Source organism: Streptomyces sp. NPDC057253 (genome assembly GCF_042669125.1).
Lineage (GTDB): Bacteria > Actinomycetota > Actinomycetes > Streptomycetales > Streptomycetaceae > Streptomyces.
In genome coordinates this window covers 38,323-50,263 of record NZ_JBHUXV010000037.1, presented here as the reverse complement: position 1 = coordinate 50,263, position 11,941 = coordinate 38,323, and the positions used below count along the sequence as shown (strand labels likewise).

General features: G+C 67.9%; 12 protein-coding genes. 1 reads left to right on the top strand and 11 read right to left on the bottom strand.

Going from position 1 to position 11,941, the window contains the following annotated elements; genetic code table 11:
• The first annotated feature begins 51 nt into the window (after nt 1–51).
• Complete coding sequence (locus ACFULQ_RS21480; RefSeq protein ID WP_383546254.1) at nt 52–1,875, top strand: glycosyl hydrolase family 18 protein; 1,824 nt, start codon at nt 52–54, stop codon at nt 1,873–1,875.
• 18 nt (nt 1,876–1,893) lie between these two features.
• Here the strand turns inward: ACFULQ_RS21480 and ACFULQ_RS21475 are convergent, their stop codons facing one another.
• From ACFULQ_RS21475 to ACFULQ_RS21425, 11 genes are all read right to left on the bottom strand, one after another.
• The gene (locus ACFULQ_RS21475) at nt 1,894–2,340 is read right to left on the bottom strand and encodes a DUF2550 domain-containing protein (RefSeq protein ID WP_028809448.1); all 447 of its coding nucleotides are present in this window, start codon (nt 2,338–2,340) and stop codon (nt 1,894–1,896) included.
• A gap of 144 nt (nt 2,341–2,484) precedes the next feature.
• Entirely contained in the window at nt 2,485–2,859 is a 375-nt protein-coding gene (locus tag ACFULQ_RS21470; RefSeq protein WP_037721615.1) for a F0F1 ATP synthase subunit epsilon, read from the bottom strand.
• A gap of 133 nt (nt 2,860–2,992) precedes the next feature.
• A complete protein-coding gene (atpD, locus tag ACFULQ_RS21465; protein WP_383546251.1) occupies nt 2,993–4,429 on the bottom strand; it encodes a F0F1 ATP synthase subunit beta in 1,437 nt (478 codons plus the stop codon).
• Nucleotides 4,429–5,343: a F0F1 ATP synthase subunit gamma gene (locus ACFULQ_RS21460; protein ID WP_383546250.1), complete on the bottom strand. Its 915-nt coding sequence runs from the start codon at nt 5,341–5,343 to the stop codon at nt 4,429–4,431. Before ACFULQ_RS21460 ends, atpD begins: the two co-directional genes overlap by 1 nt.
• Before the next feature lie 20 nt (nt 5,344–5,363).
• Entirely contained in the window at nt 5,364–6,956 is a 1,593-nt protein-coding gene (gene atpA, locus ACFULQ_RS21455) for a F0F1 ATP synthase subunit alpha (RefSeq protein WP_383546249.1), read from the bottom strand.
• A 125-nt stretch (nt 6,957–7,081) separates the two neighbouring features.
• Nucleotides 7,082–7,897, bottom strand: coding sequence for a F0F1 ATP synthase subunit delta (locus ACFULQ_RS21450; protein ID WP_383546248.1), 816 nt, complete (start codon nt 7,895–7,897; stop codon nt 7,082–7,084).
• A complete protein-coding gene (locus ACFULQ_RS21445; RefSeq protein WP_174269236.1) occupies nt 7,894–8,445 on the bottom strand; it encodes a F0F1 ATP synthase subunit B in 552 nt (183 codons plus the stop codon). The genes ACFULQ_RS21450 and ACFULQ_RS21445 overlap by 4 nt, the downstream gene beginning before the upstream one ends.
• 42 nt (nt 8,446–8,487) lie before the next feature.
• A complete protein-coding gene (locus ACFULQ_RS21440) occupies nt 8,488–8,718 on the bottom strand; it encodes an ATP synthase subunit C (protein WP_020136565.1) in 231 nt (76 codons plus the stop codon).
• A 78-nt stretch (nt 8,719–8,796) separates the two neighbouring features.
• Complete coding sequence (gene atpB / locus ACFULQ_RS21435; RefSeq protein ID WP_383546246.1) at nt 8,797–9,630, bottom strand: F0F1 ATP synthase subunit A; 834 nt, start codon at nt 9,628–9,630, stop codon at nt 8,797–8,799.
• A 210-nt stretch (nt 9,631–9,840) separates the two neighbouring features.
• Nucleotides 9,841–10,272: a hypothetical protein gene (locus tag ACFULQ_RS21430; RefSeq protein WP_383546244.1), complete on the bottom strand. Its 432-nt coding sequence runs from the start codon at nt 10,270–10,272 to the stop codon at nt 9,841–9,843.
• A 308-nt stretch (nt 10,273–10,580) separates the two neighbouring features.
• Nucleotides 10,581–11,888, bottom strand: coding sequence for an MraY family glycosyltransferase (locus tag ACFULQ_RS21425; protein WP_383546243.1), 1,308 nt, complete (start codon nt 11,886–11,888; stop codon nt 10,581–10,583).
• Between the last annotated feature and the right edge of the window lie 53 nt (nt 11,889–11,941).

Here is an 11,941-nt window from a genome sequence, read left to right as displayed (position 1 = left end):
CCGTGGGCGTGAAGGCTCAGTCACGCCCCCAACTCCCCGAGGAGGCGCACGATGCGCTTCAGACACAGAGCCGCGGCCGGTTTCGCGACGCTGTTGCTCCCCTTCGCCGGCCTGGTCGGTCTCGCGAGCCCCGCCCAGGCCGCGACCTCCGCCACCGCGACCTACGCCAAGACCCAGGACTGGGGCACCGGCTTCGAAGGCAAGTGGACGGTGAAGAACACCGGTACCACCAGCCTCAGTTCCTGGACCGTCGAGTGGGACTTCCCCTCCGGCACCTCCGTCACCTCCGCCTGGGACGCCGACGTCACCTCCGCCGGCACCCACTGGACCGCCAAGAACAAGTCCTGGAACGGCACCCTCGCCCCCGGCGCCTCCGTCTCCTTCGGCTTCAACGGCGCGGGCCCCGGCTCTCCGGCCAACTGCAAGCTGAACGGCGGCAGTTGCGACGGCGGCTCCACTCCGGGTGACGCGGCCCCGTCCGCCCCCGGCACCCCCACCGCCTCCGACATCACCGACACCTCGGTGAAGCTGGCCTGGGGCGCCGCCACCGACGACAAGGGCGTCAAGAACTACGACGTGCTGCGCGACGGCGCCAAGGTGGCCACCGTGACGACGACGTCGTACACGGACACCGGGCTGACCGCCGGCACCTCCTACTCGTACACCGTGCAGGCCCGTGACACCGCCGACCAGACCGGCCCGGCCAGCGGCGCGGTCGCGGTCAAGACCACCGGCGGCACCACCGACCCACCGCCCACCGGCGACAAGGTCAAGCTCGGCTACTTCACCGAGTGGGGCGTCTACGGCCGCAACTACCACGTCAAGAACCTGGTGACCTCGGGCTCGGCCGCGAAGATCACCCACATCAACTACGCGTTCGGCAACGTCAAGAACGGTCAGTGCACCGTCGACGACACCTACGCCGCCTACGACAAGGCGTACACCGCCGACCAGTCGGTCTCCGGCACCGCCGACACCTGGGACCAGCCGCTGCGCGGCAACTTCAACCAGCTGCGCCAGCTGAAGGCCAAGTACCCGCACATCAAGGTGCTGTACTCCTTCGGCGGCTGGACCTACTCGGGCGGCTTCGCCCAGGCCGCCGCCAACCCGGCCGCCTTCGCCGCCTCCTGCAAGGCCGTGGTGGAGGACCCGCGCTGGGCGGACGTCTTCGACGGCATCGACATCGACTGGGAGTACCCGAACGCCTGCGGTCTGACCTGCGACACCAGCGGGGCCGCCGCCTTCAAGAACCTGATGGGGGCGCTGCGTTCGGCGTTCGGTTCCAACTACCTGGTCACCGCGGCCATCACCGCCGACGGCTCCTCCGGCGGCAAGATCGACGCGGCGGACTACGGCGGCGCCTCCCAGTACGTCGACTGGTACAACGTGATGACGTACGACTACTTCGGCGCCTTCAACGCGCAGGGCCCGACCGCCCCGCACTCGCCGCTCACCTCGTACGCCGGCATCCCGCAGGCGGGCTTCAACTCCGCCGACGCGATCGCCAAGCTGAAGTCGAAGGGCGTCGCCTCGAAGAAGCTGCTGCTCGGCATCGGCTTCTACGGCCGCGGCTGGACCGGCGTCACCCAGGCCGCCCCCGGCGGCACGGCGACCGGAGCGGCACCCGGCACCTACGAGGCGGGCATCGAGGACTACAAGGTCCTCAAGAACTCCTGCCCCGCCACCGGCACCATCGCGGGCACGGCGTACGCCTACTGCGGCACCAACTGGTGGTCCTACGACACCCCCGCGACGATCGCCGGCAAGATGACCTGGGCCAAGAACCAGGGCCTGGGCGGCGCGTTCTTCTGGGAGTTCAGCGGCGACACCAGCAACGGTGAGCTGGTGACCGCCATCAACAGCGGGCTGTCGTAAGGGAATCAGCCAAGACAGCTAGGCGACATTGACGCGCTGACCGGGCGGGGCTGCCTCCAGCCACGCGAGGAAACCGGTCAGCGCGTCTTCGCTCATGGCGAGTTCGAGACGCGTGCCCCGGTGCACACAGGTCAGGATGACGGCGTCGGAGAGCAGCGCCAGCTCCTCCTCGCCCTCGGGCAGGCGGCGGCCCGCCACCTCGATCGCGGCACGTTCCAGGACGCGGCGCGGGCGGTAGGCGTAGGAGAAGACGCGGTACCACTCGACGCGGTCGCCGTTGTAGCGGGCGACGCCGTAGCTCCAGCCCTTGCCGCTGGTGTCGGTCTTCTCCGGGACGTCCCAGCGCAGCGAACAGTCGAAGGTGCCGCCGGAGCGCTGGATGAGCCTGCGGCGCAGGCCGAAGACGAACAGCCCCAGCACCACCAGGGCCACGACGATTCCGCACACAGTCAGAGCGAGGACCATCGACACCGACCTCCTCGTCTCCTAGGTACCGTCGAAATAGGTAACGGAACGGAAAAAACATCCAGATCTGCCTCAGCCGCGACCGGCTCCGGATCGCTCCGGTGCCGGCCGCGGCTGAGTGACGTCATACGGCTCCGCGCTGGTTCAGCGCGAGGTCGCCGCGCGCAGTCGTACGTCCGCGCGGCGCTCGGCGGCGGCGTCGCCCTCCGCCTTCGCGCGCTCCAGCTCCCGCTCCGCGCGCTGGACGTCGATCTCGTCCGACAGCTCGGCGATCTCGGCCAGCAGCGACAGCTTGTTGTCCGCGAACGAGATGAAACCGCCGTGCACCGCGGCGACGACCGTTCCACCGTCACTCGTACGGATGGTCACCGGGCCCGACTCCAGCACACCGAGCAGCGGCTGGTGACCGGGCATGACGCCGATGTCGCCGGACGTGGTGCGCGCGACGACCAGGGTGGCCTCGCCGGACCAGACCTCTCGGTCGGCCGCGACCAGCGCGACGTGCAGCTCAGCAGCCAAGGTGGCTCCTCGGGTCACCACCCGGCGGTTGTGCCGGGTGTTGGTTACAAGTCTAGTGGGCGTGGAAGAGGGGGCGGGACGTGCCCCGCCCCCTCAAGCGTGAACCACAGGGTTCACAGCGAACTCAGGGAGTTCAGGAGACGCCCAGCTCCTTGGCGTTGGCCTTGAGGTCCTCGATGCCACCGCACAGGAAGAACGCCTGCTCCGGGAAGTGGTCGTAGTCGCCGTCGATGATCGCGTTGAAGGCCGCGATCGACTCGTCCAGCGGCACGTCCGACCCGTCGACGCCGGTGAACTGCTTTGCGACGTGGGTGTTCTGGGACAGGAAGCGCTCCACGCGACGGGCACGCTGGACGACCAGCTTGTCCTCCTCGCCGAGCTCGTCGATGCCGAGGATGGCGATGATGTCCTGGAGGTCCTTGTACTTCTGCAGGACACCCTTGACACGCATCGCGGTGTTGTAGTGGTCCGCCGAGATGTAGCGCGGGTCCAGGATCCGGGACGTGGAGTCCAGCGGGTCCACGGCCGGGTAGATGCCCTTCTCGGAGATCGGACGGGACAGAACCGTCGTCGCGTCGAGGTGGGCGAAGGTGGTGGCCGGGGCCGGGTCGGTCAGGTCGTCCGCGGGGACGTAGATCGCCTGCATCGAGGTGATCGAGTGACCACGGGTCGAGGTGATGCGCTCCTGGAGGAGACCCATCTCGTCGGCCAGGTTCGGCTGGTAGCCCACCGCGGAGGGCATACGGCCGAGCAGGGTCGAGACCTCGGAACCGGCCTGGGTGAAGCGGAAGATGTTGTCGATGAAGAACAGCACGTCCTGCTTCTGCACATCGCGGAAGTACTCCGCCATGGTCAGACCGGCCAGGGCCACGCGCAGACGGGTGCCCGGGGGCTCGTCCATCTGGCCGAAGACCAGGGCGGTCTTGTCGATGACGCCCGAGTCGGCCATCTCCTCGATGAGGTCGTTGCCCTCACGGGTGCGCTCACCGACACCGGCGAACACGGAGACACCGTCGTGGTTGTTGGCGACGCGGTAGATCATCTCCTGGATGAGCACCGTCTTGCCGACGCCGGCACCACCGAACAGACCGATCTTTCCACCCTTGACGTACGGGGTGAGAAGGTCGATGACCTTGACGCCGGTCTCGAACATCTCGGTCTTCGACTCGAGCTCGTCGAAGTTCGGGGCCTTGCGGTGGATGGACCAGCGCTCGCCCTCGTACTTCTCGTCGACGTTCAGCACCTCACCGAGGGTGTTGAACACCTTGCCCTTGGTGAAGTCGCCGACCGGGACGGTGATGCCCGTGCCCGTGTCGGTGACCGGGGCCTGGCGGACCAGACCGTCGGTGGGCTGCATGGAGATCGTGCGGACCAGGCCGTCACCCAGGTGCTGGGCGACCTCCAGGGTCAGCGTCTTCTTCGCGCCGTCCTGGGCCGGGTCGGCCACCTCGACGTGAAGGGCGTTGTAGATGTCGGGCATGGCGTCGACGGGGAATTCCACGTCGACGACCGGGCCGATGACCCGGGCGACGCGGCCCGTGGCAACGGCCGTCTCAACTGTCGTCGTCATTACCTGTCACTCCCCGCGGTCGCGTCGGCCAGGGCTGCGGAGCCACCGACGATCTCGCTGATTTCCTGGGTGATTTCGGCCTGGCGGGCCGCGTTGGCAAGTCGGGAGAGGCTGGTGATCAGGTCTCCCGCGTTGTCGGTGGCCGACTTCATCGCGCGGCGCGTGGCGGCGTGCTTGGAAGCGGCCGACTGAAGCAGCGCGTTGTAGATACGGCTCTCGACGTACCGCGGCAGCAGGGCGTCGAGGACGTCCTCCGCCGAGGGCTCGAAGTCGTAGAGCGGAAGGATCTCGCCCTTGGGGGCGTCCTTGGCCACCTCTTCGAGGCTGAGCGGAAGCAGTCGGTCGTCGAGCGCCGTCTGCGTCATCATCGAGACGAACTCGGTGAAAACGATGTGGAGTTCGTCCACGCCGCCCTCGGCCGTGTCCTTCTCGATGGCCTCGATCAGCGGAGCCGCGACCTTCTTGGCGTCCGCGTAGGTGGGCTCGTCGGTGAAGCCCGACCACGACTCCACGACCTTGCGCTCGCGGAAGTTGTAGTGGGCCAGACCGCGGCGGCCGACGATGTACGTGTCGACCTCCTTGCCCTCGGCCTCAAGACGCTCCGTCAGCCGCTCCGCGACCTTGATGGCGTTGGAGTTGAAGGCACCCGCGAGACCGCGGTCGCTCGACAGGAGCAGCACCGCGGACCGCACGACCGTCTCGGCCTGCGTGGTCAGCGGGTGCTTCGTGTTGGAGCCGGTACCGACCGCCGTGACCGCACGCGTCAGTTCCTGCGCGTACGGCGTGGAGGCCGCCACCTTGCGCTGCGCCTTGACGACGCGCGAGGCGGCGATCATCTCCATCGCCTTGGTGATCTTCTTGGTCGCGGTGACGGATCGGATGCGACGCTTGTAGACCCGGAGCTGGGCTCCCATGAGTCAGGTCCCTTCCGTCGTCACTTGGCCGTGGCGGCCGGCGCGTCTTCGCCGAGAAGCTTGCCGTCCGAGGTCTCGAACTGCTTCTTGAAGTCCGCGATGCCGTCGGCGATGGCGGTGAGCGTGTCGTCCGACATCTTGCCGCCCTCCTTGATGGAGGTCATGAGGCCCTGCTCCTTGCGGTGCAGGTAGTCCAGGAGCTCCGTCTCGAAGCGGCGGATGTCGCCCACCAGGACGTCGTCCATCTTGCCGGTGGTGGCGGCCCACACGGAGACGACCTGGTCCTCGGTGGCCATCGGCTGGTACTGCGGCTGCTTGAGCAGCTCGACCAGACGCTGACCGCGCTCCAGCTGGGCCTTCGACGCGGCGTCCAGGTCGGAACCGAAGGCGGCGAACGCCTCCAGCTCACGGTACTGGGCGAGGTCCAGACGCAGACGGCCCGAGACCTGCTTCATCGCCTTGTGCTGCGCGGAACCACCGACTCGGGAGACGGAGATACCGACGTTCAGCGCGGGGCGCTGACCGGCGTTGAAAAGGTCCGACTCCAGGAAGCACTGGCCGTCGGTGATGGAGATGACGTTGGTCGGGATGAACGCCGAGACGTCGTTGGCCTTCGTCTCGACGATCGGCAGACCGGTCATCGAACCGGCGCCCAGCTCGTCGGAGAGCTTCGCGCAGCGCTCCAGCAGACGGGAGTGCAGGTAGAAGACGTCACCCGGGTAGGCCTCACGCCCCGGCGGACGACGGAGCAGCAGGGACACGGCGCGGTAGGCGTCGGCCTGCTTCGAGAGGTCGTCGAAGATGATGAGGACGTGCTTGCCCTCGTACATCCACTGCTGACCGATGGCCGAACCGGTGTACGGCGCCAGGTACTTGAAGCCGGCCGGGTCGGACGCCGGGGCGGCGACGATGGTCGTGTACTCCAGCGCGCCGGCCTCTTCGAGGGCGCCACGCACGGAGGCGATGGTCGAGCCCTTCTGGCCGATGGCGACGTAGACGCAGCGGACCTGCTTCTTCGGGTCGCCGGAGCGCCAGTTGTCCCGCTGGTTGATGATCGTGTCGACGGCCAGGGCGGTCTTGCCGGTCTGACGGTCACCGATGATCAGCTGACGCTGGCCGCGGCCGATCGGGGTCATCGCGTCGACGGCCTTGTAGCCGGTCTCCATCGGCTCGTGCACCGACTTACGGGCCATGACGCCCGGAGCCTGCAGCTCAAGGGCGCGACGGCTGCTGGTCTCGATCTCGCCGAGGCCGTCGATCGGGTTGCCGAGCGGGTCGACGACGCGGCCGAGGTAGCCCTCGCCGACGGCCACGGAGAGGACCTCACCGGTACGGGAGACCGGCTGACCCTCCTCGATGCCGCTGAACTCACCGAGGACGATGGCGCCGATCTCGCGCTCTTCCAGGTTGAGCGCGAGGCCGAGGGTGCCGTCCTCGAACTTCAGCAGTTCGTTGGCCATGGCCGAGGGAAGGCCCTCGACCTTCGCGATGCCGTCGCCGGCAAGGGTGACCGTACCGACCTCCTCGCGCGAGGCCGCGTCCGGCTTGTACGACTGGACGAAGTTCTCCAGCGCGTCCCGGATCTCCTCCGGCCGGATCGTGAGCTCCGCCATCTGGGTTCCCTGCTCTCCTTGTTGGGCCCGAAGTTTCACTTTGGGGGTCTGGGGGCGACCCCCAGGATTCTTCATGTACGGCCCAACCAGGGCCGTCGTCCGTACGTACTGCTATGAAGTTGCTGCTAGCCCGCCACGCGGCGGCCGGCGTCCTCGATGCGGTCCGCGATCGAGCCGTTGATGACCTCGTCACCGACCTGCACCCGGATCCCGCCGAGGACCTCGGGGTCCACGTCCAGGTTGAGGTGCATCTGGCGGCCGTAGAGCTTGGCCAGGGCACCGCCCAGGCGCTGCTTCTGCCGGTCGCTCAGCGGTACCGCCGAGGTGACGACGGCCACCATGCGGTCCCGGCGCTCGGCGGCGAGCTTGGACAGGGACTCCAGTCCCGACTCCAGGCTACGTCCCCGGGGCGCGGTCACAAGGCGCGTCACCAGACGCACGGTGACGGCGTCGGCGCGGCCGCCGAGCAGGCCGCCGATCAGCTCGCGCTTGGCCGAGGCCGTCGCGGAGCGGTTGGTGAGCGCGGCGCGCAGCTCGGTGTTCGAGGTGACGATCCGGCCGAACCGGAACAGCTCGTCCTCGACGTTGTCGAGCGTGCCCCGCTGCTGCGCGGCGGTGAGGTCGGCGATGTTCGCCAGCTCCTCCAGCGCGTCCACCAGGTCGCGCGACTGCGACCAGCGGGAGCGCACCATGCCGGCCACCAGGTCGGCGGTGGCGCTGCCGACCTGCGTACCGATCAGACGCTGGGCCAGTTCGGCCTTGGCCTCGCCGGGCTGCGCCGGGTCGGTCAGGACCCGACGCAGCGACACCTCGCGGTCGAGCAGCGCGGTGACGGCGGCCAGCTCGTCGGCGAGCGAGCCGGCGTCCACGGACGTCGAGTCCGTCAGCGCGTCGAGACGCTCGCGTGCGGCTGCCAGGGCCTCGCGGCTCGCTCCGTTCATCGCGCGGCCTCGGCCTTCTCCTCAAGGTCCTCAAGGAAACGGTCGATCACGCGGCTCTGCCGGGCGTGGTCCTCGAGGGACTCGCCGACGAGCTTGCCGGCCAGGTCGGTGGCGAGCTTGCCGACGTCCTGGCGCAGCGCGGACGCGGCGGCCTTGCGGTCGGCCTCGATCTGCGCGTGACCGGCGGCGACGATCTCCTCGCGCTGCCGCTGGCCTTCCGCGCGCATCTCGGCGATGAGCGTGGCGCCCTGCTCCTGAGCCTCCTGGCGCAGGCGCGCGGCCTCGTGGCGGGCCTCGGCGAGCTGTGCCTTGTACTGCTCAAGGACGCTCTGGGCCTCGGTCTGAGCGGCCTCGGCCTTCTCGATACCGCCCTCGATGGCCTCGCGACGCTCTTCCAGAACCTTGTTGATGGTCGGGAGGAGCTTCTTGGCGAGGAAGCCGAAGACGATGACGAAGGCGATCAGGCCGATGACGAGCTCCGGCCACGGCGGAATGAGGGGATTCTCCTTCTCCGCCTCGGCCGCCAGCTGAACCAGTGCGTGGTTCACATCAGTGCCTTTCGTCGAATGGGGCTGTCGTCGTGGTTCGTCTTAGTAGACGAACGGCATGACGAGGCCGATGAGGGCCAGCGCCTCACAGAACGCGAAGCCGAGGATCTGGTTGCCGCGGATGAGGCCGGCCGCCTCGGGCTGGCGGGCGAGAGCCTGGGTGCCGTTGCCGAAGATGATGCCGACGCCGACGCCCGGGCCGATCGCGGCGAGGCCGTAACCGATGGAGCCGAGGTTGCCGTCGACCGCAGCGAGGGTCTGGAGAGCGGACATGCCGGTTCTTCCTTCTCTTTCAGTGACCGGTGGGGGTTGGCCACCGGATGTCTCTGGGGGTGTGGCGGGGGGCGGTGCTCAGTGGTGCTCGGCGAGCGCGCCCTGGATGAAGGTGCAGGTCAGGAGGACGAAGACGTACGCCTGAACCGCCTGGATGAAAAGCTCGAAGGCGGTCATCACGATGACCATCACGAACGAGACGGCGGAGTACGCGATGCCGATGCCGTTCAGCATGTACCAGCTGGCGATCGTGAAGAGCAGCAGCAGGGTGTGACCGGCGAACATGTTCGCGAAGAGTCGCACCGCGTGCGTGAAGGGACGCACCAGCAGGTTCGAGGCGAGCTCGATCGTCATCGACAGCGGGAGCACGGCGCCCAGCGACTTGTCGTAGCCCGTGAAGTTCTTGAAGGCGCCGACGAAACCGTGCCGCTTGAAGGTCAGCGAGACCCAGGTGACGTAGACGATCGCGGCGAGGATGGCCGGGTAGGCGATGATCGACGTCACCGGGAAGGAGGCGACGGGGACGATCGACCAGAGGTTGAGCATCCAGATGAAGAAGAACAGCGAGACGGCGAGCGGTACGTACTTCTCGCCCTCCTTCTTGCCGATCGTCTCGTAGACGACACCGCGGCGGACGAAGTCGTAGCCGGCCTCGGCGATCATCTGGAGCTTGCCGGGGACGACCTTCGGGCGGGCGAACGCGGCCCAGAAGAAGCCCACGATGATGATCGAGCCGAGCAGGGCCAGCAGCATCGGCTTGTTGAAGTAGAAGCCGTTGCCGTCGGCGTCGCCCCAGAGGGGCTCGAACATGAACGAGTGCAGGCCGGGAGCCGGGAAGCCACACCCGTCGAACAGGTGGCAGTCGGTCTCGAAGGCGAGCGTCGGGTCAGCACTCACCGCGGGCTCCTTCATCGTGGCGCATGGGTACGGCAACCTCGTTGTGTCGGCGCGGCGGTAGGCCGCGGTTCGGCACGGGACTGGTGGAACGGATGTGGGGGCGGCCGGGGGGCATCGAGCCTCGCGTTCGAGCAGGCGTCAGCTCGGATGCCCGCGCCCGCGATGCCGCAGTTGGCACCGGACGATAGCAGGGTCTCTCAGTCGCATTTATCCCGGCCCTACCTCTCACGACGAGTGCCCCGTTTTTTCGGGCTTGCTGCCCGAATCGGGTTCGACGTAGAGGATCTTGGACTTCATGTGGGCGCGTGTCTGTGCGGCGATCCAGGTCAGGGTGCCGACGACGAGCGTGAGAGCGAAAGCCTTGGGGTGGAACAGCGTGGTGTTCTTGAACGCGGCCAGGAAGACGAACAGCAGCAGGATCTGAGCCGCGTAGAGCATCAGGCCCATCGCCTGGAACAGGTGCGGAAGCGATTTGGCAGTGCGCTGCAGGACGTAGAGGCCGATTCCCATGAAGAGGATGACGACCAGCGTCGCCACACCCGCCCCGATCGCACCCTTGCCACCGGCGACCACACCACTGACGACGGCGGCGACAGCGCCGACGGCAGCCGTGGGCACGGCGGCCTGGGCCAGGATCCGGACGTCGTTGGACGGCATGGCGGCAACTCCGCTTTCAAAGGGGGGCAGGTGTCGTCATGGACGAGCGTAGTACCGGGCTGAGAGTGACCCTCACGCCAAGGGACCGTCGCACTACGGTCCTTCGGCTCTGTCCCGGGTTCTCGTGAACCGTATCACAAACTATTTGATGCGGTCTTTACCTAGAAGGTGTGCCAGCTGTCACACATGAGAGTGAAGGCGCGCGTCCGTGCAGGAACACGGTCGACTTGTCTGATATAGGGGCGGTTTGCCACCCTGCCGAACTCCCACGTGTTGGCAATGCTTTAGTCAGATTCTTACCTTGGGCGTCAGCTCGACGTCTCGGCCTTACGCCTCTCCGGCACCCGTGAACGAGCCCCCAGAGCGGTCGCGCCGTTGACACCCGCCACTCCCACGGCGACCGGGGTGCGCTGCTCCACCTCCACGGGCTCCGCGACCACGGGCCGCCTGCGGCGGCGGTAGCGCGGCGGCACGAAGGCCTGGGCCCACATCGGGGCACGCGGGGTGAAGCGCGGCAGGAGCAGCAGGACGAGCCCGATCGCGCTGAGGAACACCACACCGAGCACGATCCACATGGACGCGGAGTTCACCGAGTAGGCGAGCGAGCCGAACGCGATCAGCGCCGACCAGAAGTACATGATCCACACCGCCCGGCTGTGCGAGTGCCCGATCTCCAGGAGCCGGTGGTGCAGATGGCCGCGGTCGGCGGCGAACGGCGACTGACCGCGCCAGGTGCGGCGCACGATCGCCGAGATCAGGTCGGCGGCCGGCACCGCGATGATGCTCAGCGGCAGCAGCAGCGGGATGTAGACGGGGACCGTCTGGTGCACGGCCGCCTTCTCCGACCCGGCGAACAGCTTCAGCGCGTCCGGGTCGATCTGCCCGGTGATGGAGATCGCGCCCGCGGCCAGCACCAGGCCGATGAGCATCGAGCCGGAGTCGCCCATGAAGATCCGCGCCGGGTGCATGTTGTGCGGCAGGAAGCCCAGGCACATGCCCATCAGGATCGCCGAGAACAGCGTGGCCGGGGCGGCCGCCTCGATGCCGTACGAGTACCAGATGCGGTAGGCGTACAGGAAGAACGCGCCGGCGGCGATGCAGACCATGCCGGAGGCCAGGCCGTCGAGACCGTCCACGAAGTTCACCGCGTTGATGGTGATGACGACCAGGGCGACCGTCAGCAGGGTGCCCTGCCACTGGGTCAGCGCGACCGAGCCGACGCCCGGGACCGGCAGCCACAGGATCGTCAGACCCTGCATGACCATCACGCCGGCGGCGATCATCTGGCCGCCGAGCTTGATGAGGGCGTCGATCTCGAACTTGTCGTCCAGCACACCGATCAGCCAGATCAGCGCGGCTCCGCTGAGCAGCGCCCGGGGCTCGTTCGACTTGGCGAAGACCTCGTTGAGGTTGGTCAGGTGGTCGGCGACCAGCAGCCCCGCGCACAGTCCGAAGAACATGGCGATACCGCCGAGCCGCGGAGTCGGTTCCCGGTGCACGTCACGGGCCCTGATCTCCGGCATCGCCCCGGCCACGATCGCGAACTTCCGTACCGGCCCTGTCAGCAGATACGTCACCGCGGCCGTGATGCAGAGCGTCAGCAGGTATTCACGCACGGGCTTCCCCACAGGTCTCGCTGGCCATCTCAGCACCACACCCTAGCGACGGA

Coding starts and splice junctions, on each gene's coding strand:
- ACFULQ_RS21450 (WP_383546248.1), bottom strand. CDS start 7,897: ATGAACGGAGCGAGCCGCGAGGCCCTGGCAGCCGCACGCGAGCGTCTC.
- ACFULQ_RS21440 (WP_020136565.1), bottom strand. CDS start 8,718: ATGTCCGCTCTCCAGACCCTCGCTGCGGTCGACGGCAACCTCGGCTCC.
- ACFULQ_RS21460 (WP_383546250.1), bottom strand. CDS start 5,343: ATGGGAGCCCAGCTCCGGGTCTACAAGCGTCGCATCCGATCCGTCACC.
- atpD (WP_383546251.1), bottom strand. CDS start 4,429: ATGACGACGACAGTTGAGACGGCCGTTGCCACGGGCCGCGTCGCCCGG.
- atpB (WP_383546246.1), bottom strand. CDS start 9,630: ATGAAGGAGCCCGCGGTGAGTGCTGACCCGACGCTCGCCTTCGAGACC.
- ACFULQ_RS21475 (WP_028809448.1), bottom strand. CDS start 2,340: ATGGTCCTCGCTCTGACTGTGTGCGGAATCGTCGTGGCCCTGGTGGTG.
- ACFULQ_RS21480 (WP_383546254.1), top strand. CDS start 52: ATGCGCTTCAGACACAGAGCCGCGGCCGGTTTCGCGACGCTGTTGCTC.
- ACFULQ_RS21430 (WP_383546244.1), bottom strand. CDS start 10,272: ATGCCGTCCAACGACGTCCGGATCCTGGCCCAGGCCGCCGTGCCCACG.
- atpA (WP_383546249.1), bottom strand. CDS start 6,956: ATGGCGGAGCTCACGATCCGGCCGGAGGAGATCCGGGACGCGCTGGAG.